The organism is Simiduia agarivorans SA1 = DSM 21679 (genome assembly GCF_000305785.2).
Taxonomy (GTDB): Bacteria; Pseudomonadota; Gammaproteobacteria; order Pseudomonadales; family Cellvibrionaceae; genus Simiduia; species Simiduia agarivorans.
In genome coordinates this window covers 121,298-141,120 of sequence record NC_018868.3, presented here as the reverse complement: position 1 = coordinate 141,120, position 19,823 = coordinate 121,298, and the positions used below count along the sequence as shown (strand labels likewise).

The 19,823-nt window shown below is 58.1% G+C and carries 17 protein-coding genes; 2 read left to right on the top strand and 15 right to left on the bottom strand.

The window, feature by feature from the left end; all coding sequences use genetic code 11:
* From M5M_RS00635 to leuC, 15 genes are all read right to left on the bottom strand, one after another.
* Positions 1 to 1,239: an O-succinylhomoserine sulfhydrylase gene (locus tag M5M_RS00635; RefSeq protein ID WP_016389128.1), complete on the bottom strand. Its 1,239-nt coding sequence runs from the start codon at positions 1,237 to 1,239 to the stop codon at positions 1 to 3.
* Positions 1,239 to 2,768, bottom strand: coding sequence for an amidophosphoribosyltransferase (gene purF / locus M5M_RS00630; protein ID WP_015045534.1), 1,530 nt, complete (start codon positions 2,766 to 2,768; stop codon positions 1,239 to 1,241). The genes M5M_RS00635 and purF overlap by 1 nt, the downstream gene beginning before the upstream one ends.
* 102 nt (positions 2,769 to 2,870) lie before the next feature.
* The gene (locus M5M_RS00625) at positions 2,871 to 3,377 is read right to left on the bottom strand and encodes a CvpA family protein (RefSeq protein WP_015045533.1); all 507 of its coding nucleotides are present in this window, start codon (positions 3,375 to 3,377) and stop codon (positions 2,871 to 2,873) included.
* Positions 3,378 to 3,491: 114 nt separating this feature from the next.
* Positions 3,492 to 4,052, bottom strand: a complete 561-nt coding sequence (locus M5M_RS00620; protein ID WP_015045532.1) for an SPOR domain-containing protein — start codon at positions 4,050 to 4,052, stop codon at positions 3,492 to 3,494.
* 50 nt (positions 4,053 to 4,102) lie between these two features.
* A complete protein-coding gene (locus M5M_RS00615; RefSeq protein WP_015045531.1) occupies positions 4,103 to 5,377 on the bottom strand; it encodes a bifunctional folylpolyglutamate synthase/dihydrofolate synthase in 1,275 nt (424 codons plus the stop codon).
* Positions 5,377 to 6,240, bottom strand: coding sequence for an acetyl-CoA carboxylase, carboxyltransferase subunit beta (gene accD, locus M5M_RS00610; RefSeq protein ID WP_015045530.1), 864 nt, complete (start codon positions 6,238 to 6,240; stop codon positions 5,377 to 5,379). Before accD ends, M5M_RS00615 begins: the two co-directional genes overlap by 1 nt.
* A 39-nt stretch (positions 6,241 to 6,279) precedes the next feature.
* A complete protein-coding gene (gene trpA, locus M5M_RS00605) occupies positions 6,280 to 7,089 on the bottom strand; it encodes a tryptophan synthase subunit alpha (protein WP_015045529.1) in 810 nt (269 codons plus the stop codon).
* Positions 7,090 to 7,119: 30 nt separating this feature from the next.
* Positions 7,120 to 8,370, bottom strand: a complete 1,251-nt coding sequence (gene trpB, locus M5M_RS00600; protein ID WP_015045528.1) for a tryptophan synthase subunit beta — start codon at positions 8,368 to 8,370, stop codon at positions 7,120 to 7,122.
* Between the two features lie 42 nt (positions 8,371 to 8,412).
* Complete coding sequence (locus M5M_RS00595) at positions 8,413 to 9,060, bottom strand: phosphoribosylanthranilate isomerase (RefSeq protein ID WP_015045527.1); 648 nt, start codon at positions 9,058 to 9,060, stop codon at positions 8,413 to 8,415.
* 88 nt (positions 9,061 to 9,148) lie between these two features.
* On the bottom strand, positions 9,149 to 9,982 hold the full coding sequence (gene truA / locus M5M_RS00590; RefSeq protein ID WP_042455248.1) for a tRNA pseudouridine(38-40) synthase TruA: 834 nt from the start codon (positions 9,980 to 9,982) through the stop codon (positions 9,149 to 9,151).
* Positions 9,983 to 10,111: 129 nt separating this feature from the next.
* Positions 10,112 to 13,108: a motility hub landmark protein FimV gene (locus M5M_RS00585; protein ID WP_015045525.1), complete on the bottom strand. Its 2,997-nt coding sequence runs from the start codon at positions 13,106 to 13,108 to the stop codon at positions 10,112 to 10,114.
* Positions 13,109 to 13,585: 477 nt separating this feature from the next.
* Entirely contained in the window at positions 13,586 to 14,695 is a 1,110-nt protein-coding gene (asd, locus tag M5M_RS00580; protein WP_015045524.1) for an aspartate-semialdehyde dehydrogenase, read from the bottom strand.
* 40 nt (positions 14,696 to 14,735) lie between these two features.
* Complete coding sequence (leuB, locus tag M5M_RS00575) at positions 14,736 to 15,809, bottom strand: 3-isopropylmalate dehydrogenase (protein WP_015045523.1); 1,074 nt, start codon at positions 15,807 to 15,809, stop codon at positions 14,736 to 14,738.
* A gap of 18 nt (positions 15,810 to 15,827) precedes the next feature.
* Entirely contained in the window at positions 15,828 to 16,484 is a 657-nt protein-coding gene (gene leuD / locus M5M_RS00570; RefSeq protein ID WP_015045522.1) for a 3-isopropylmalate dehydratase small subunit, read from the bottom strand.
* Positions 16,485 to 16,493: 9 nt separating this feature from the next.
* Positions 16,494 to 17,912: a 3-isopropylmalate dehydratase large subunit gene (gene leuC / locus M5M_RS00565; protein ID WP_015045521.1), complete on the bottom strand. Its 1,419-nt coding sequence runs from the start codon at positions 17,910 to 17,912 to the stop codon at positions 16,494 to 16,496.
* 169 nt (positions 17,913 to 18,081) lie between these two features.
* On the opposite strand from leuC, the gene M5M_RS00560 reads away from it, so the two are divergent.
* Together M5M_RS00560 and M5M_RS00555 are read left to right on the top strand one after the other, a co-directional pair.
* Positions 18,082 to 18,975 (top strand): LysR family transcriptional regulator, encoded by an 894-nt coding sequence (locus tag M5M_RS00560; protein ID WP_015045520.1) that lies wholly within the window; start codon positions 18,082 to 18,084, stop codon positions 18,973 to 18,975.
* Positions 18,976 to 19,054: 79 nt separating this feature from the next.
* A complete protein-coding gene (locus M5M_RS00555; RefSeq protein ID WP_015045519.1) occupies positions 19,055 to 19,759 on the top strand; it encodes a TIGR04219 family outer membrane beta-barrel protein in 705 nt (234 codons plus the stop codon).
* The last annotated feature ends 64 nt before the right edge of the window (positions 19,760 to 19,823 follow it).

Below are 19,823 nucleotides of genomic sequence, written 5' to 3'. Positions count from 1 at the left end.
TTAAAGTGCACGAATCCCCCGCTCAAGGTCTGCAATCAGATCGGCCGCATCCTCCAGCCCCACCGACAAGCGAATAAGATTTTCAGTGATGCCGGCCTGGGCCTTGTCCTGATCCGACAGGCGACCATGCGTGGTGGTAGCCGGATGTACAATGGTGGTTTTTGCATCGCCCAGATTGGCGGTGATGGAAAATACCCGGGTAGCATCGATAAAGCGCCAGGCGGCGTCGCGCCCCCCCTTCACTTTGAACGACAACACTCCGCCAAAGCCGCGCTGCTGTGCGGCCGCCAGCGCATGCCCCGGATGGGACGGCAAGCCGGCGTAATAAACTTGTTCTATCTGAGGCTGCGCGTTCAACCATTCTGCCAGCTGCTGTGCGTTGGCACAGTGAGCGTCCATTCGCAGCCGCAAGGTTTCCAGCCCCTTGAGGAACACCCAGGCATTGAATGCGCTCATGGTGGGTCCTGCCGTACGGACAAAGGCCAGCACCTCGTCCATGTGTTCTTGCCGGCCAACCACAACACCACCGACACAACGCCCCTGGCCATCCAGGTATTTGGTGGCCGAATGCACCACGATATCGGCACCCAGCGCCAGAGGTTTTTGCAACGCCGGCGAACAGAAGCAATTGTCCACCACCAACAACGCGCCAGCCGCACGGGCAATCTGGCTGATTACGCCGAGGTCTGCCACTTCACACAACGGGTTCGAAGGCGTTTCCAGAAACAGCATTTTGGTGGCTGGCGTCACCGCTTTGCGCCAATCGTCGTGGTCGGTCAGGGACACAAACGTAGTGCTGATACCCAGCTTGCCCAGGTATTTCTGGAACAATGCATTGGTGGTACCAAACACGCTGCGCGAGCACACCACGTGATCGCCCGCTTTCAGCAGGGCCATACAGGTGCTGAGAATCGCGGCCATGCCAGACGAGGTGGCTACCGCCGCTTCAGCGCCTTCCAACGCCGCCATGCGCTCCTGAAAATAACGCACGGTTGGATTGGTATAGCGGGAATAAACGTTACCCGGATTTTCACCACTGAAACGCGCCGCAGCGGCAGCCGCCGAATCGAACACATAACTGGAGGTCAGGAACATGGCCTCGGTGTGTTCGCCTTCAAAACTGCGCAATTGCCCCGCGCGCACCGCCAGCGTATCCAGGCCGGCACCGGCCAGGGCTTCATCCATAATCTCGCGCTGGGCGTCACGCCAGGCTGCGGCCCCAAGATCCTTTTTGGTCATTAACCGAGTTCCTGCATATCATTGTGCAAACCGATAACCGTGTCGCCATCCGGCTTTTTGCTTTTGCCGGCTTTGGCCGCATCGTTGCGGGCAGCCTCGATTTTAGCCAGGTAATCGGTACTCACATCGCCGGTGATGTATTCGCCGGTGAACACTGAACAATCAAATGCCTTTACATCTGGGTTACCCTCTGCTGAGGCGGCAATCAGGTCCTCGAGATCCTGATAAATCAACCAGTCGGCGCCGATTTCAGTGCATATTTCTTCCGTGGTCCGGCCATGGGCAATCAACTCTTTGGCCGTGGGCATATCAATACCGTACACGTTGGGATAGGCCACCGCCGGTGCGGCAGAGGCAAAATACACTTTGCGCGCGCCCGCTTCGCGGGCCATCTGAATAATCTGCTGACAGGTGGTACCGCGCACGATGGAGTCGTCCACCAGCAACACGTTTTTGCCTTTGAACTCCAACTCAATGGTATTGAGCTTCTGGCGCACAGATTTTTTCCGTTGTTGCTGGCCGGGCATAATAAAGGTACGGCCAATGTAACGGTTTTTCACCAGCCCTTCGCGGAATTTCACACCCAGGGTTTGCGCCAGTGCCTGTCCGGCCACGCGGGACGAATCCGGGATAGGAATCACCACATCGATGTCGTGATCGCGTCGTTCGCGCAGAATTTTTTCTGCCAGTTTTTCGCCCTGACGCAGGCGTGCTTTATACACGGAAATGCCGTCCATGATGGAATCGGGACGTGCAAAATACACGTGCTCAAAAATACACGGACGCAGATCGGCCTGTTCGGCACATTGACGGCGGTGCAGCTCACCATCAGTGGTAATGTAAATTGCTTCGCCCGGCGCCACATCACCCACCAGAGTGAAGCCCAGGGTGTCGAGCGCCACGCTCTCGGAGGCAACCATGTACTCTACACCTTGTTCGGTATCGCGCTTGCCATACACAATCGGGCGGATACCATGGGGATCGCGGAACGCCACCAGACCGTAATTTGCCACAAGCGCAACACAGGCATAGCCGCCGCGCACCCGCGCATGGACTTCTTTCACCGCGGTGAAAAAATCCTCGGCCGTTGGGTTCAGCTTATTAAGGCGATGCAATTCGTGCGCAAACACGTTGATCAACACTTCGGAATCAGAATCGGTATTGATATGACGCAGATCAGCCCGGTAAACGTGCTGGCTGACTTCTTCGGTATTGGTCAGGTTGCCGTTGTGCGCCAGGGCAATGCCGTAGGGCGAGTTCACATAAAACGGCTGCGCCAATGCCGGGCCGGAACTGCCCGCGGTGGGGTAGCGCACATGGCCGATACCCATATTACCTTTCAGTCGCAACATGTGGCTGGTGCGGAACACATCGCGCACCAGACCATTGGCTTTAACCTGTGCCAACCGACCATCATCACAGGTCACAATTCCTGCGGCATCCTGGCCGCGGTGTTGAAGCATCGTCAGTGCGTCATACAACTGAGTGTTGACGTTGCCCTTTCCGACAATTCCTACAATACCGCACATAGCTTGACCACCTTAGCACAAAAAAATCATTCGCCGCCTGAACATCCCATCCAGACTGACACAGGTAACACTGATTAGAACCCGCCGGAATCCGCCCGCGGGTTAAGAAACTTTGTTAAACAGTTTGCCGAACATATCGGCCACTTCACTGCCCAGGTGCCGCGCCCATTCTTCAAAACCCTGAAATTGGGGAATCAACGCCGATTCTTTCCACCAGGGGTCTTGTTCAACAGGTAACACATGCGGCAGCCAGATCACCAATACCATGACCACCACCAGCCCACGGGCGAGGCCGAATATCATGCCGAACAGACGATCGGTACCGGTCAGGCCAGTCATCTTCACCAGCTGGCTGATCAGATAATTCACCATAGCACCAACCACAAGGGTGCCAATGAAAAGAATTGCGAAGGCGAGGGAGTGGACCACGGAAGGGGTATCTGAAACGCCATCCAGTAAAGGCGCCAGGCGGTCGTCGAACCAGAGAGCCACCATGATCGCGACAACCCATATCACCATGGACAGCGCTTCTTTCACAAAGCCCCGGTAGATACTGATCAGGCTAGATACTACCAATATGGCCAAGATGGCCCAGTCAGCCCAGTTCATGCCTCGCCTCAATTAAAGTGGCTTGCCACTTCCCGTTAACAGGCAGCCGGCTGTACCGGTCCGCTGTGACAAGGCGCGCATTCTAACAACTGGCGCCAGTCAAAGGTAGGGTTGTCAGGGTTTAAATTCCCGGATCAGCGAATTGACTTTAAGGCTTTGGTCCAATTCGGCTTTGATGGCAACCAAGGCCTGGCGCTCCGCCTTCGGGCCCACGAAGACCCGCACCACCTGTTGGCCCTTGCTATTGACCAGCGGGCGGATGAAAGCCGTATGGCCAGCCTTGATCAAGCGGTTCTGCAGGTCTTCCGCCTTGGCCTGGTCGCTGAAGCTGGCCACCTGCAATACCCATCCGCGCAACACGCCCTGGTCATTGAGACCGACCGGCGTCGGCGGTTCGGGGCTGGGCTCCGGCGCCGGTGTGGCAACCGACGGGGTGACAGGCTCGGGCTCTTCGACCAACTGGTACATGGCCTGAGGCTCTGGCGCCGGGGCGATACCTTCGGGGCGGATGGGCTCGGCAATCTGAACAGGTTTGATTTCGGGTGCTGCCGGAATCTGGGATTGCCCGCCGATATAACGATCATCCGGCTCATCGAACAGGCTGGGGAAAAAAATCACCGCCACCGAAGCCAATACCACAGCGCCTACCAAGCGCTGCTTTACATTATCGTCCAAAACTCTGCTCCAAATTCCACATTCCGCCTGCGTCGGGTCTGATCAGGGGGTCAACCGCGCACACCGCTATTGTGCAGCCAATCCTGTGCCGCGGCCACCGTAAAGAAAGACCCGAGTACCCAGATATCGCCCGTGGCCTCGTGATCCCGCAAGCAGGCGTTCAAGGCCTCGGCCACGCTGGCGTGGCTTTGAATCTGCGCAAAGCCGAGCCCCTGGGCCTGTGCTGCCAACTGGCCGGGCGTGGCGGCGCGCGGATTTTCGGGCAGCGCGGCCAAATGCAACTGCACCTTCCCCGCCGTTGCCAACACAGACAATACCGCCTCCGTGTCTTTATCGGCCATCATCGCCAACACGATCTGCTTGACGGCAGCAGTGCCCTGCGCCTGCCCGGCTTTCTGCAGGAAAAAACGGCAAGCGGCCGGGTTGTGCGCCACGTCGAGTAACAGCGTCCGGCCACTAATCAGCACGTGCTGATGACGACCCGATAGCTGCAGTGCCGGCAAGGTCACCTCCAGCCAGGACTGCGGTAGCGCAAACCCCAGCCGATGCGCCAGCAAACAGGCGCCCACCACACTCGGCAGCGGCAGCGCTGGCCGCGCAATGGTTAACGCAATGTCGGGTGCCTTCACCCGAATCTGTTTGCCCTGCTCTATCAGCGCTAATTCTGTGCCGACCACCCACAGCGAAGTGCCCAGGGTATCGGCCAGTGCGCGCACCGACGCTACCGGCTCGGCATCCATGTAAATCGCCACCTGTTCAGGCCTGAAAATGCCGGCTTTTTCCCGCCCGATACCCTCCAGGTCGTCCCCTAACCAATCCTGGTGATCGAGTCCGATACTGGTCACCAGCGCGGCGTCGGGATCGACAATGTTGACCGCATCGAGCCGTCCGCCCAGCCCCACTTCCAGCACCCACACCGACAGATTCAGCTGAGCGAAAATCCACAGGGCCGCGAGCGTGCCAAATTCAAAGTAGGTCAGGCTGATATCGCCCGCCGCCTGATCGATGGCGTCGAAGGCGCGACAAATCAAACCGTCATCGGCCTCAACCCCGTTGACGCGGATACGCTCGTTGTAGCGGTGCAAATGGGGAGAGGTATAAGCGCCCACCGACTGGTCGAGCGTCAGCATCAGGCTTTCCAAAGTGGCGACGGCGCTGCCTTTGCCATTGGTACCGGCAATGGTCAGCACCCGGGCGCGGGCGGCTGCCTGCTGAAGGCCCAATCGGGTTGCCACTTCGGCAACCCGGGCCAACCCCAGATCAATGGCACTGGGGTGGTGGGAGGTCTGCCAGTTCAGCCAATCATCAAGACAGGCAAATCGCATTAAGCGGCGTGGCTTTTGGTGAACTTGGCCAGCAAACCGGCGACCCGGTCGCGCATGTCAGCGCGCGGGATAATCATGTCGATGGCGCCATGATCCAGCAGGAACTCTGCACGCTGGAAGCCTTTGGGCAACTTCTGGCGAATGGTCTGCTCGATGATATTGGGGCCGGCAAAACCGGCGCGGGCACCGGGTTCGGCAGCGTTGATATCGCCCAGCAGCGCCAGACTTGCGGACACGCCACCGTACACCGGGTCGGTCATGATGGAGATATAGGGAATACCGGCCATCTTCAGGCGTTCAATCACCGCACTGGTTTTTGCCATTTGCATTAACGAGATCAATGCTTCCTGCATACGGGCGCCACCGGTAGCGGAAAAACACACCAGCGGAATGCCTTCCTTGAGGGCCACCTGGGCTGCGCGGGTAAAGCGCTCGCCCACCACATAGCCCATAGAGCCGCCGTGGAAAGCGAATTCGAACGCCACAGCCACCACGGGCATGCCCTTGAGCTGGCCTTTCATAGCCACCAATGCATCTTTCTCGCCGGTGTCTTTCTGCGCCTGGGTCAGGCGGTCTTTGTATTTTTTGATGTCTTTGAATTTCAGACGGTCTACGGGCAACACGTCGGCCGCAATTTCCTCACGACCCTGTGGGTCCAGGAAAATATCCAGCCGGCGACGGGCCCCGATGCGCATATGGTGGTCACACTTGGGACACACGTCCATATTACGCTCAAGCTCCGGCCGGTAGAGTACCGCGGAACACTTCAGACACTTTTTCCACAGGCCTTCGGGCACCTTGCTCTCGCCCTTCTTGCCTTCTTTGCGCACCACGTTGGTTACGATTTTGTCCAACCAGCTCATGATTCGTTCACCAATTTTGTTGTTCTGTGTCGCCGCAGGTTACAGGCTGTCGAGCGCTGCGCGCATGGGCGCAATCAGACCTGCGGTTTGAGAGGCGATAGTATCCACACTTTCGCTGGCCAAATCACCCATTCTGGCCACCAGAAGGCTACCAACCACCACGCCATCGGCCACCTTGGCCACTGCTTTGGCTGAATCGGCATCCTTGATACCGAATCCCACGCACAGGGGCAGCGGGGTGTGACGGCGGATCTGGGCGGTTTTCTCGGTCACCGAGGCCACGTCCAGGTGACCAGCGCCAGTGACACCTTTGAGTGACACATAATAGAGGAATCCCGATGCCAACTCGGCCACATGGGCGATACGGTCATCCTGGGTAGTGGGTGCCAGCAAGAAAATGTTTTCCAACTCAGAGGCTTTCAGCACCTGGTTAAAATCAGCGGCCTCTTCCGGTGGCAGATCGACCGTCAGAAAGCCATCCACGCCCGCCTGTTTCGCGGCTTTGGCCACGGCGTCATAGCCCATGCGCACCACCGGGTTGGCATAGCCCATCAGCACCACTGGCGTGTCCCGGTTAGTGTCGCGGAAGGCTTGCACCACGGCAAAGGTATCGCGCAGGCTGGTGTTATGCGCCAGCGCGCGCTCATGGCCCAGCTGAATTACCGGGCCATCCGCCATCGGATCGGAAAATGGCACACCCAGCTCGATGATGTCCGCCCCGGCCGCCACCAGCGCGTGCATGGTAGCCAGTGTGGCGCCCGGTACCGGGTCGCCATTGACGATATAGGTGACCAGTGCTTTTCGGCCCTCCGCCTTCAGTTGGGAGAGACGTTGATTAATTCGGTTCATGCAAACATTCCCTGCTCTATCGGATGAGCACTATCGGTTAATGCCTTCCACTTCGATGCCGTCAATGTCGGCAACGGTGAGGATATCTTTGTCGCCACGGCCGGACAGGTTCACCACGATGACTTTGTCCTTGTCCATTTGTTTGGCGAGTTTCATGGCATAAGCCACCGCATGACTGGACTCCAGTGCGGGCATAATTCCCTCTACCCGGGTCAGGGTGCGGAACGCGGCCAATGCCTCGGCGTCGTTGATCGCCACATAGTTCGCACGGCCGGTGTCTTTCAGGAATGCATGCTCTGGACCCACACCGGGATAGTCGAGCCCGGCAGATACGCTGTGGGTCTCGATAATCTGGCCGTTCTCATCTTCCATCAGGTAAGTGCGGTTGCCGTGCAGAACGCCCGGGATACCGTCGTTCAGCGGCGCCGCATGGCGCCCGGTTTCAACGCCATCACCACCCGCTTCTACGCCGTAGATCGCAACATCCTGATCTTTCAGGAACGGATGGAACAGGCCAATGGCGTTGGAGCCACCGCCCACACACGCCACCAGCGCATCAGGCAGGCGCCCGATTTGCGCCAGTGACTGGGCGCGCGCTTCGCGACCGATAACGCACTGGAAGTCCCGCACCAGTTCAGGGTACGGCGCCGGGCCCGCAACAGTACCGATGATGTAAAAGGTATCGTCCACGTTAGTCGCCCAATCGCGCATGGCTTCGTTCATGGCATCCTTGAGCGTTTTGGAGCCGGACTTCACCGCGATCACTTCCGCGCCCAACAGCTTCATCCGGTACACATTCAACGCCTGTCGGCGCACGTCTTCGGCACCCATGTAGACCTGGCATTTCAGCCCCAGCCGGGCCGCTACCGTGGCCGTGGCCACGCCGTGCTGACCGGCGCCGGTCTCGGCAATAACGCGTTTTTTGCCGGAGTGCTTGGCCAGCAGGGCCTGACCGATGGTGTTGTTCACCTTGTGCGCACCGGTGTGATTGAGGTCTTCGCGCTTCAGGTAAATTTGTGCGCCGCCCACGTGGCGGGTGAGGTGCTCCGCAAAATACAGCGGCGAAGGACGCCCCACATAGTGCGCCAGATCCCGGTCAAATTCTGCCTGAAAATCCGGGTCAACCTTGAGCTGGCGATACATGGCATCCAGCTCATCCAATGCATGAATCAGGGTTTCGGACACGAACCGGCCACCAAATTCGCCGAACCGGCCTTTGGCATCAGGTACTGCGTCAAAATCCACGGTTTGCTTTTCACCCTTTGACACGATTAACTCCATTGCCGCCACCAGGGCGGAAGCTTGTCAGTTACACAAATCGATTCAGCCCGAACGGGCTGCATCGGCAGCCGCCACCGCGGCCACCAGCGCGCGCACGCGCGCCACGTCTTTTACGCCAGGCGCGCTTTCCACGCCACCGCTGAGATCCACACCGTATACATTGGTCTGCCGGATCGCCTGAGCCACGTTGTCGGGGTTGAGCCCGCCAGCGAGAATCAAGGGCCTACCGCAGTGTGAGGGCACCCTCGACCAATCAAATCGCTCTCCGGTCCCACCTGGCTGCCCGGGCTGAAAGGCGTCTAACAAAAACCCTGACGCCGACGGATAGGCAGCAATTGCCTGCTCACAATCCAGTCCTGGCCGCATACGCAGGGCTTTGAAATAAGGCACCCCGAAACGACGGCAAAACGCCTCGGGCTCATCGCCATGAAACTGCAGGCTGGTAATGTGTCCGGTGGACAACACCGCCTCAACCAACGCGGGCTCTGGGTCCACAAACAGGCCCACCCGGTGTGTCAGAGGGCCCAGTACTTCGCCAATTTTTGCGGCCTGCTCGGGTGTCACGGCACGTTTGCTGGCTGCGTAAAAAACCAACCCGATCGCATCGACACCGCAGGCCTCCACGGCCAACGCATTGTCGGGCTGAGTCAGACCACAGACTTTGATGCGGGTTCGGGAATTGGGATACATGGTTTACTTATCTGTTGTCTTGTCAGTGCCCGGCGGCGCAAAAGGGGCCTGCCGCGCAAGGATTGGCGATACTACCAGAAAATTCTGCTCACTTGTGCCCGAATTCTCCGAGACCTTCGGGGAAGAAACTCGGGCCAGGCGCAAAAACCGGCAAGCTGAAAGTGTCCGGGTAGGCCACATGCACCAGGTACAATCCATAGGGCGGCGCCGTTTCTGCCGCCCGGGTCCGGTCTCTGGACGCCAGTACTTCGGCCACCCAACCGGGTTCGGCCCAACCTTTGCCCACCCGCATTAACACGCCCGCGATATTTCTCACCATGTGATGCAGGAAGGCATTGGCGGTGATCTCCATCACGAGTAAATCGCCGCGTCGCGCCAGGTCTATACGCTTGATTTCCCGTACCGGATGGCGTGCCTGACACTGGGCCGCGCGAAACGCATTGAAATCGTGCTCGCCGATCAGGTGGGCGGCACCGGCCTGCATCCGCGCCAGATCCAATGGCTCGCGGCACCAGGTTAACTGATCGTGCATCAGCGCCGGTCGCGTGGGCGAATTGTAAATAACATAACGGTAGGTGCGCTCGCGGGCACTGAAGCGCGCGTGGAATTCCCCCGGCACTTCGCCAGCCCATTTGATCGCGACCCCGGCTGGCAGATGGGCGTTGACCCCCTGAGTCCAGGCCTTGGGCTGCCGCAGTGCGCGGGTATCGAAATGCACCACTTGATGCGTGGCGTGTACACAGGCATCCGTGCGCCCGGCACACACCAGGGTAATGGGCTCATTGGCCACTTTCGACAACGCCTGCTGCAGCGCTGCCTGCACCGTGGGCACACCCTCCTCCTGCTGCTGAAAACCCCGGAAGCTGCCACCGTGATACTCCAGCGCCAGGGCCACGCGGCGCACCCCTTCCGGCAAGGCCATCCCGGGCAGAATCTCACCGTTGGGCGTGTATATTTTCTGATCAGCCTGCACGCAATCTCTCTCTGCAGCCACAATAAAAAAGGCCCTGCACGCTAACGCCTGCAGGGCCCGATTTCAAGCGTTGAATCCTCAGCCAATACGGCCCATCAATTCTTCCGCTTCACCTTTCTGCTTGTCGTCGCCTTCCTCGAGCACTTCGCTCAGGATGTCGCGTGCACCTTCGCTGTCACCCATATCGATATAGGCACGTGCAAGGTCGAGCTTGGTGGCAACTTCATCGGAATCGGCCAGGAAACCCAATTCCGCGTCTTCGTCAGCCGCTTCGTCGTCCGCCATCATGGCTTCATCAAAGCTGTCGTCATCGGTCAGGGGGGGCAATTCATCTGCGCCATTTTCGATGCCCAAATCGGCGGAAATATCAAACTCCTCCGGCTCGTCGGTGGCAGGCTCCTCGGCCCCCATATCCAATGCGGACAAGTCATCATCCAGATCAAGATCGGCCGACAACGAGGCCATTTCCTGATCCAGCGCCTCCAGATCCATATCGCCCAGATTGGCATCGGCTTCAAAATCATCGGCCTCTACCGTCAACGTGTCGGCGTCACCGGCATCCAGATCATCCAGCGTCTCGGGCGCAGCGTCTGCCACAGGCTCGTCCAGCGACAGTGCGTCGTCCAGACTGAATGCCTCTTCGGCTGGCGCCTCGGCTTCGAGAGCCACTTCGTCCTCAAGGGATAAATCGAAACTCTCATCGGCTGCCGGCAGTTCAGTCTCAGGCTCGGCATCCAGGCTCAATTCAAATTCATCATCCAGCGACAAGGCCTCTTCTGCAGGCTGCTCACCGGCTTCATCCAGATCACCCAGATCCAGGTTGAGGTCGTCATCGCCCAGATCCAGCGCCAATTCATCGTCGGCTGAAACTGCCTCATCCAGATCCAGGGAGAACTCTTCTTCAACACTGTCAGCGCCCGAGTCATCCAGATCCAAAGAAAATTCTTCGGTCTCAGTCGCGCTATCGCTGTCATCCAGATCGAGCGAGAATTCCTCGGTCAGATCGGCATCGCTGGCGGGCGCCGGAGTCTCGTCCAGACCATCCAGGGAGAAATCCAAGTCATCGAGAGCGCTGTCCTCTGCATCGAGATCCAGATCCAACGCCAGATCCTCTTCTTCCAGGCCCTGCAAGGCACTGAACTCATCATCCTCGGCGCCCTCTTCCGCAAGACTGAGCAGGGGATCAACCTCATCCTCTGCACCCTCTTCCGCCAAGCTCAATAACGGGTCTTCGTCATCCAGCGCCACTGCCGCGGCAACGCCTGCAGCGCCGGCCGCAGCCAAGGGCTGCACCTGGGTGCGATCAAACTCACCGGCGCCCGGGATCGATGCGCGCAATTCTTCTCCGCGCTGCTGGGCCGCCATATCATCGCCATCCATTACACCGGCAAAGTGGCGGTCAAAGGCTTCCAGATTTTGCGTTTCGGCATACACCTCAAGCAGTTTCAGCGTGATATCCGTCCGGCCGGGCTCGCGCTCGAGGGCCTTGAGCAGCATCTCTTCGGCCTGATCGTATTTTCCGTAGGCAATGTAAATATCGGCTTCGCCAGCCACATCGGCTGTTTCTGCCTCGGCGGTTTCCAACTCTTCAAACGATTCTTCGGGCTCTTCATCGGCCTCGGGCAGCTCTTCGAAATCCGGCTCGTGGGCCAGATCAAAGTCCTGCTCTTCCGACTCGGGTTCGTCCTCTTCGAGGAACGCATCGAAGGCGGCCTGCTCTTCAGCCTCCTGGGCCTGCTTGCGGCGCCAGAACAACAAACCACCCAGCAAAGCCAGAATGGCAACGCCAATGTAGAGAATGTTGTCGATCAGCATGTCCACGATGCCAGGCTCAGGCTGCGCTTGCCGGACTACGGTTGTGGCGGCCGGCTTAGGTTGCTCGGGTTCGGCAGCGGGCGCCGGTGTTGCTTCAGGCGCTGGCTGCTCGGCGGTCTCTTCAACCGGTGCTGACTCAGGTAAAGGTTCGCCTTTGGCCATGGCCTGCTGCAGAGCAACCATTTCATCGTTGCTCACCTCGATCAGGCGCGCCATGGTTGCTATCTGCTCTTCCAGATCGCCAATGCGCGAACGCAAATCGCTGTTTTCACGCTGGGCTGCATCCAGTTGCTCTTGAGTAATGGCCAGCTCGTTCTCCAGTGCGGCAGCACGACCGCTGCCACGACCGGTTTCGGCATTTTCCGTGGCACCACCAGACGACAACTGCACACGGCCTTCACGGCTGCCGGCGCCGTCGGTTACCCGTCCGCTGCGGCGGCTGGCATCCAACGCTGCTCCACCATCCCACTGGCTGTTCTGATAAGCGACTTCATTGATGGCCTGGCGGGTACTCAGAGAGGCGATATCGTCCGCCGCCGGCAAGCGCAATACCTGCCCCTTGCGCAGCAGGTTGATGTTGCCATTGATGAACGCGTCCGGATTCAGACGCTGGATCGCCAACATGGTCTGCTGGACCGAATAACTGCGATCAGGACGCGCCTGCAATGCGATTTCCCAAAGGGTGTCGCCCGCACCAACGGCATAAGTTCCAGCGCCGCCCTGCATCGGACGCTCAGGGCGTGCGGCGGGCGCGGGCTGAGCCGCTTTGACGGTGGGTCTGGGCTTGACCTGTGGGGCGGCCTGACTTACGGGTGCCTGTTGCTGGGCGGGCGCAGTGACTGCGCGCTGATTGCGTTCACTGAAGGTGGGGAGGTCCATCAGCACCGTATATTCACGCAGCATCCGGCCCGTGGGCCACTGGGTTTCAATCAGAAAATTAAGGTAAGGCTCGCGAACGTTTTCCTGCGTGGTCAGCCGGACATGGGGGTTGGCCGGGTCATCCAGAACCACCTCAAACCGGATGCCTGACAGGAAAAACAACCGTTCGACATTGGCGGTTTCAAACGCCTCCCGACTGGCCAGCTTGACAATAATTTCCTGCTCGCTCAGGTCGCGGACTTGCAGCAGTTTAATCTGAGCATCCAACGGTTGATTGAGGGATGAATTCAGGGTGATTTCACCCAGTCCCAGAGCCAAAGCCAGATTGGAGCACAGCGCGGCGGTTGCCCCAACTGCCAAAGCCAACTTACGAAGACGCATATGACGATCCTTTTATTTTCTCCCCGACTCCGGAACAGTACCGGAACTGCCTTCAGGTTCCGGCAACCGATATTCCGTACCCGGGGTACTTCGCCTGATCGACGGCACATCACCCCGGGGAGCCACAACGGTCATGAAGTTAGACTGCAAACCTAGAATATTTCTTCAATAGTGCTCGTAAGTCTGCATTATAAATAGCTTTTTATCAACAATTCGGGGGCAGACCAAGCCCTGAGATGGCACCGGAATCGTCCAAAACCGTGGTTCGGGCAACGCGGAGCGGCACTATAGTGCATCGATTGCGCAGAATCTGCGTGTTTGATCACAGCCCGGGCCCCGCGCTAAGCGATTGATTTCCATTGGATTTAAGCACACCTCGCCAGCTTCGCCAGCAGACCGGACCGGACCGGCTGAGGCCGACCCTGCAGGCATAAAAAAACCGCGGAAACTGCCGCGGTTTTTTTTACAACGCCGGACTCAGCGAGCCAGCAATACCCGCAGCATCCTGCGCAGTGGTTCAGCCGCGCCCCACAACAACTGGTCACCGACGGTAAAGGCAGACAGGTATTCCGGCCCCATGTTCATTTTGCGCAACCGGCCAACCGGCACACTCAGGGTACCGGTGACCGCCGTTGGCGTCAGGTCCTTCAGGCTGGCTTCGCGGGTATTGGGGATCACTTTGACCCAATCGTTGGCCGACGCCAGTATCTGCTCGATGTCTGCCATGGGCACATCGCGATTGAGTTTGATGGTCAGACCCTGGCTATGGCAACGCATGGCGCCGATGCGCACACACAAGCCATCCACCGGCAGCGGGTTGGCCGAACGACCGAGGATCTTGTTGGTCTCGGCATTGCCCTTCCACTCTTCCTTGCTTTGCAGGTTATCCAGCTGCTTGTCGATATAGGGCAGCAGACTACCCGCCAGGGGTGCACCAAAATTGTCGACAGGGAAATCCGCACCGCGCATGGTATCGGCCACCTGGCGGTCAATTTCAAGAATGGCCGAAGCCGGATTATCCAACAGGGGTTTAACCGCCCCATGAATCGCCCCCATCTGACCAATCAACTCACGCATATTCTGCGCACCGGCACCACTGGCAGCCTGGTAGGTCATGGAACTGACCCACTCCACCAGACCCTCGCGGTACAGGCCACCAATGGCCATTAACATCAGACTCACGGTGCAGTTACCGCCGATGTAATTTTTCACACCCCGCGCGAGACCGTCCTTGATCACATCCAGATTGACCGGGTCGAGCACGATGATGGCGTCTTCTGCCATGCGCAGACTGGATGCAGCATCAATCCAGTAACCGTCCCAACCAGCCGCACGCAGGCCGGGGAAAACCGCGTTGGTGTAATCGCCTCCCTGACAGGAAATAATCGCGTCCAGGGTTTTCAGTTCGTCAATGCTGTTGGCATCCTTGAGGGGTGGAATGTCTTTACCAATCGACGGGCCTTTGCCACCTACGTTAGAGGTAGTAAAAAATACCGGCTCAATATCGGCAAAGTCATTTTCGGCCACCATGCGCTCCATCAGTACAGAGCCCACCATGCCGCGCCAACCTACAAATCCAACACGCATTGTTCTATTTCAACCTGTGATAAAAGTTTCATTGTAAAAATTAAAGTGCGGCCACCACCGCATCGCCCATGGCGGCGGTACTGACCTGCACCATGCCGGCCGACATGATGTCGGCGGTGCGCAAGCCCTGATCCAACACCTTCGACACGGCGAGTTCGATCGCATCCGCCACAGCGGGCTGATTCAGGGTATATCGAAGCATCATGGAGGCAGACAATATGGTTGCCAACGGATTGGCAATCCCCTGACCTGCAATATCCGGCGCCGAACCGTGACAGGGTTCGTACAGACCCCGACCGTTCTTATCGAGCGATGCTGAAGGCAGCATGCCAATGGAACCTGTGAGCATGGCCGCCGCGTCGGAGAGAATATCACCAAACATGTTGCCCGTAACCATCACATCGAATTGTTTGGGCGCACGCACCAGCTGCATGGCGGCGTTATCAACATACATATGTGATAACGTCACCTCGGGGTAGTCCGGCGCCAGCCGGTCCATGACTTCCCGCCACAACACCGTGGCCTCCAGCACATTGGCCTTATCCACACTGACCAAACGCTTGTTGCGCTTCATGGCCATCTCGAATGCATTGCGACCGATGCGCTCAATCTCACTTTCGGAATACTTATAGGTGTTAAAGCCTTCGCGCTCACCATTCTCCAGCGTGCGAATGCCACGCGGCTCACCAAAATAAATGCCGCCGGTGAGCTCGCGCACGATCAGAATATCCAGACCGGCAACCACCTCGGGCTTCAGACTGGACGCATCCGCCAACTGGGGATACAAAATCGCCGGGCGCAAATTAGCAAACAATTGCAGCGAGGAGCGCAACTTCAGCAATCCTTTTTCGGGACGGATGGCGCGATCAAGTTTGTCCCACTTCGGCCCGCCCACCGACCCCATCAGAATGGCGTCAGCGGCTCGCGCCTTGTCTAACGTCGAGTCCGCCAGCGGCACGCCGTGCTGGTCAATGGCCGCGCCACCCAACAGGTCCTCTTCAAAACAGAGCCCCAGATCGTACTGCGCGTTGACTTTGTCCAGCACTTTGCGGGCTTCCGCTACGATTTCGGGGCCGATACCATCACCGGGTAAAATCAGAATTTTCTTTGTCACATTACTGTCCTGATAAAATTAACGACCGGCTACCACGGCATCAAACAACCAGGGCGCGGATTGCCGGCGCTGCTGTTCGTAATGCCGAATGGCGTCCGCATCCTGCAGTGTAAGACCAATATCATCCAACCCATTGAGCAGACAATGCTTGCGGAACTCATCCACCTCGAAGTGGAACACCGCACCGGATGGCGACAACACCTGCTGCTTCGCCAGATCAACCGTCAGGGAAAAGCCTTCATTGGCGTACAAATCCGCAAACAGGCTATCCACTTCTGCATCGCTCAACACAATCGGTAGCAAGCCGTTTTTAAAGCAGTTGTTGTAAAAAATGTCGGCAAAACTGGGGGCGATCACAGCGCGAAAACCGTAATCATCCAGCGCCCAGGGTGCATGCTCACGGCTGGAGCCGCAACCGAAGTTTTTGCGGGCCAACAAAATACTGGCACCCTGATAACGGGCCTGGTTCAAGGGGAAATCCGGGTTCAGCGGGCGAGTGCTGCAGTCCTGATCGGGCTGCCCCTCGTCCAGGTAACGTAATTCATCAAACAGGTTTTTGCCGAACCCCGTGCGCTTGATGGATTTGAGAAACTGCTTCGGGATGATCATGTCCGTATCCACATTGGCACGGTCCATGGGTGCCACCACGCCTTCAACAACGGTAAATGCTTTCATGGTGTCTCCTTAAAACTCACGCACATCGACAAAATGACCGGCGATAGCGGCCGCCGCCGCCATCGCTGGGCTGACCAGATGGGTCCTTCCACCGTAGCCCTGACGCCCTTCAAAATTGCGGTTGGAAGTAGACGCACAATGTTCGCCGTTTCCGAGCTTGTCGGCATTCATCGCCAGACACATGGAGCAGCCGGGCTCACGCCATTCAATCCCGGCCTCCATCAGAATTTTATCCAGCCCTTCGGCTTCCGCCTGCTCCTTCACCAATCCGGAGCCAGGTACCACCATCGCCTGCTTCACGCTGGCTGCCACACGCTTGCCTTTCACCACCGCTGCCGCTGCGCGGATATCTTCGATGCGCGAATTGGTGCAGGAACCAATAAACACCCGATCCACTTTGATGTCGGTGATTGCCTGCCCCGCGCGCAGCCCCATGTACTGCAACGCGCGCTTCATGCCTTCGCGCTTGACCGGGTCGGCCTCTTGCTCCGGGTCGGGCACATGTGCGTCCACCGACACCACCATTTCGGGCGACGTGCCCCAGCTCACCTGCGGAAGAATACGCGCGCCATCCAGGGTGACCACCTTGTCGAACTGAGCGCCAGCATCCGAATGTAAATCGGACCATGCCGCCACGGCTTGCTCCCACACGTCTCCCGTGGGCGCATAGGGGCGACCTTTGACGTAGTCGATAGTGGTCTGATCGACCGCCACTATGCCCGCGCGTGCACCGGCCTCAATGGCCATGTTACAGACCGTCATGCGCCCTTCCATGGACATATCCCGGAACACCTGACCGGCAAATTCAATCGCGTAACCCGTGCCGCCGGCGGTACCGATTTCAGCGATAATGGCCAACACCACATCCTTCGCAGTCACACCGCGGCCCAGCACGCCATCGACCTGCACCCGCATGTTTTTCATTTTTTTGGCCACCAGACACTGGGTTGCCATCACATGCTCCACTTCACTGGTACCAATGCCATGAGCAAGCGCGCCCAAAGCCCCGTTTGTCGCGGTGTGGGAATCACCGCACACAATGGTCATGCCGGGCAAGCAGGCACCGGACTCGGGCCCGATCACGTGCACAATCCCTTGGCGCCGGTCATTAATCTTGAATTCCAGGATGCCAAACTCATCGCAATTGTCGTCCAGGGTTTTTACCTGGATGCGCGAGACCGGGTCTTCAATACCTTCAACACCGGCGGCGCGCTCGACCTGCGTTGTCGGTACATTGTGATCCGGTGTAGCCAGAATCGAATCTACCCGCCAGGGTTTGCGCCCCGCCAGACGCAGGCCCTCAAACGCCTGCGGGGTGGTGACTTCATGGATGATATGCCGGTCTATGTAAATCAACGCGGAACCGTCATCGCGCTGCTTGACCAAATGCGCATCCCACAACTTGTCGTAAAGGGTTCTGGCTGTCATGGCTAACCTCTGTTGTCGTATCTCGCACCGGGATCACGGACCGGACCCCTCTGTTTATCTGAGCGGATTGTAATCAGGGCATTACCATTACTCAAATTCATATTTTTTATTCAATCGATTCCATATGGTTATCTATTTGCTACACTGGACGACCAAGCAGGAGCTCTCTATGGACACTCAGAACCTGGCCGCGTTTTGCGCGGTGGCCGACTGCGGCTCATTTTCGGAGGCTGCCGGGCGACTGTTCATCACCCAACCGGCGATCAGCAAGCGCATTGCGAACCTCGAAAACCAGTTGGATTGCCGTTTATTTGATCGCATCGGTCGCTCGGTCGAACTGACCGCCGAAGGCCAGCTGCTGTTGCCTAACGCCCGCCACATATTGCAAACCCTGGCAGATTCCCGCCAGGCACTGATTGACCTGAAAGGCGGCGTGGGCGGCCAGCTGCGCCTCGCCTGCAGTCATCACATCGGCCTGCACCGCCTGCCGGCGCTGTTGAAAGGTTACCGCCAGACCTACCCGGAGGTGGATATCCAGGTGAGTTTTCTGGATTCCGAAGCGGCCTATGACGATATCCGGCATGGCCGCCACGACCTGGCACTGGTGACACTTTCCACCGACCCCGGTCAGGACCTTGTGACCGAACGCTGGTGGCCTGATCCCATGGTGTTTATGTGCGCCAATCATCACCCGCTCGCCCACAGAAAAAATATCCTGGCACAGGATCTGGTGACCTATCCAGCCCTGCTACCCGATCCCTACAGTGAAACCACGCGCCTGATCTTGCAGGCATTCAACCAGCAGGGCCTTGAACCCGGCATTGCCAACACCACCAAATCACTCGACGCCCTGCGCATGCTTGCCGAAGCAGGTCTGGGCTGGACAGTGTTGCCCAACAGACTAAAAACCGACCAATTGACCGCCCTTAAAGTCACCTCCTTTAATGCGCCCCTGCACCGGGACCTGGGCTGCATCCGGCACAAAGACCGGAGCCTCAATAACGCCGCCCGCGCGTTTCTGACCCTGGCCAATAAAATGCCCGAGCGTGAACCGGGGCTTTAAAACTACACAGGGTTTACCGCTATAATGCCGCCCAACCGCGTCGCCGACGCCTCTGAAGCACGTTCATCAGGAGATACACATGACCGCTTCCCGTTTTATTTCTGCAATGACCCTTTGCCTGGTTGGCAGCACGGCAGCCGTTGCCGATACCGCTGGCATCCACATGGGCCTGGGCCAATGGCAATCTGATATTTCCGGCAGCCTGGGTGGCATCTCAACCGACATTCAGAACTTCAAGAAAGCCAATAACGGCCACATGTATCTTGCGGTAGAACACCCCATCCCGCTGCTGCCTAACGTGCGGTTGGCGTATCAGGTGCTCGAGCAAAAAGGCAGTTTTTTCCCGCAAGGCGGATCGGTGCAGATTCAACCCAAAATCGATATCAGCCATACCGACGCCACCTTCTACTATGAGCTGCTGGACAACTGGATCAGCTTCGACCTGGGTCTGGGCATCCGCCGCTACGACGGCACCAGCACACTGTCGGCGGGCGGTGTCACAGTGCAGGACAGAACCGTGGACGTTTACCTGCCCACCGTGTACGCCGATGCAAACTTTGATCTGCCGTTCACCGGCTTGTCGGTGGGTGCCAACCTGACCGCAGGCAGCATGAATGACACCGAGTTTTCGGAAATGAGCGCCCGCATCAGCTACATGTTTGATGGCGTTGCGGATCTGGGCGCAGAACTGGGTTACAAGCAAAAGGATCTGACCCGCATCGATGGGCTGGACCTCGATGGCGATTTTTCGGGCCCCTACCTGACACTGAAAGCCCACTTCTGAAAAAATGGCGCCAATCGGCGCCATTTTTTTTGATCTGAGCCTTCACTCCGGGTAGTGTCCACAA

What these genes read in the sequence shown, in the direction of transcription:
- leuC (WP_015045521.1), bottom strand. Translation starts at nt 17,912, where the DNA reads ATGACAGCCAGAACCCTTTACGACAAGTTGTGGGATGCGCATTTGGTC.
- M5M_RS00585 (WP_015045525.1), bottom strand. Translation starts at nt 13,108, where the DNA reads ATGCGTCTTCGTAAGTTGGCTTTGGCAGTTGGGGCAACCGCCGCGCTG.
- leuD (WP_015045522.1), bottom strand. Translation starts at nt 16,484, where the DNA reads ATGAAAGCATTTACCGTTGTTGAAGGCGTGGTGGCACCCATGGACCGT.
- M5M_RS00555 (WP_015045519.1), top strand. Translation starts at nt 19,055, where the DNA reads ATGACCGCTTCCCGTTTTATTTCTGCAATGACCCTTTGCCTGGTTGGC.
- M5M_RS00625 (WP_015045533.1), bottom strand. Translation starts at nt 3,377, where the DNA reads ATGAACTGGGCTGACTGGGCCATCTTGGCCATATTGGTAGTATCTAGC.
- accD (WP_015045530.1), bottom strand. Translation starts at nt 6,240, where the DNA reads ATGAGCTGGTTGGACAAAATCGTAACCAACGTGGTGCGCAAAGAAGGC.
- M5M_RS00635 (WP_016389128.1), bottom strand. Translation starts at nt 1,239, where the DNA reads ATGACCAAAAAGGATCTTGGGGCCGCAGCCTGGCGTGACGCCCAGCGC.
- truA (WP_042455248.1), bottom strand. Translation starts at nt 9,982, where the DNA reads ATGGCCTTGCCGGAAGGGGTGCGCCGCGTGGCCCTGGCGCTGGAGTAT.
- asd (WP_015045524.1), bottom strand. Translation starts at nt 14,695, where the DNA reads ATGCGTGTTGGATTTGTAGGTTGGCGCGGCATGGTGGGCTCTGTACTG.
- trpA (WP_015045529.1), bottom strand. Translation starts at nt 7,089, where the DNA reads ATGAACCGAATTAATCAACGTCTCTCCCAACTGAAGGCGGAGGGCCGA.
- purF (WP_015045534.1), bottom strand. Translation starts at nt 2,768, where the DNA reads ATGTGCGGTATTGTAGGAATTGTCGGAAAGGGCAACGTCAACACTCAG.
- trpB (WP_015045528.1), bottom strand. Translation starts at nt 8,370, where the DNA reads ATGGAGTTAATCGTGTCAAAGGGTGAAAAGCAAACCGTGGATTTTGAC.
- M5M_RS00615 (WP_015045531.1), bottom strand. Translation starts at nt 5,377, where the DNA reads ATGCGATTTGCCTGTCTTGATGATTGGCTGAACTGGCAGACCTCCCAC.
- M5M_RS00560 (WP_015045520.1), top strand. Translation starts at nt 18,082, where the DNA reads ATGGACACTCAGAACCTGGCCGCGTTTTGCGCGGTGGCCGACTGCGGC.
- M5M_RS00595 (WP_015045527.1), bottom strand. Translation starts at nt 9,060, where the DNA reads ATGTATCCCAATTCCCGAACCCGCATCAAAGTCTGTGGTCTGACTCAG.